Genomic DNA, 323 nt, shown 5'->3' with positions numbered 1-323 from the left:
AGTATATCCGGCCGTTTCCTGAGCCTTCGCCGACCCTTTGCGATTAAACCTCTTTGCCGCCGTCCTGCTGATCGTGATCGGCCTGTTCTTGCTCGCCAGAAATCTGGGCTGGACGCACCTTAACCTGTCCAAGCTGCTGCTGTCGTGGTGGCCGGTGGCCCTGGTGGTTGTCGGAATCGCGTTGCTGTTCGGTCGCGGCAAATAAGGATGGCGGCGCTTTGCGCCGCCTTCCTTCATGTGGAGCCGGGCCATGCTCGGCGGCCCGGCCTTGAAGCCGAGCATGGCTCGGCTCTACAAATCGCCTGCAATCTTCAGGTCCGCGG

The 323-nt window shown here is 61.6% G+C and carries 1 protein-coding gene; it reads left to right on the top strand.

Annotation, left to right across the window (positions count from 1 at the left end; genetic code table 11):
• Nucleotides 1-37: 37 nt before the first annotated feature.
• Nucleotides 38-205, top strand: coding sequence for a DUF5668 domain-containing protein (locus tag RCF13_RS07385; RefSeq protein WP_308141025.1), 168 nt, complete (start codon nucleotides 38-40; stop codon nucleotides 203-205).
• Nucleotides 206-323 lie beyond the last annotated feature (118 nt).

Source organism: Stenotrophomonas maltophilia group sp. RNC7, from assembly GCF_030910085.1.
Taxonomy (GTDB): domain Bacteria; phylum Pseudomonadota; class Gammaproteobacteria; order Xanthomonadales; family Xanthomonadaceae; genus Stenotrophomonas; species Stenotrophomonas sepilia.
This window is presented reverse-complemented; position numbering and strand designations above follow the sequence as displayed.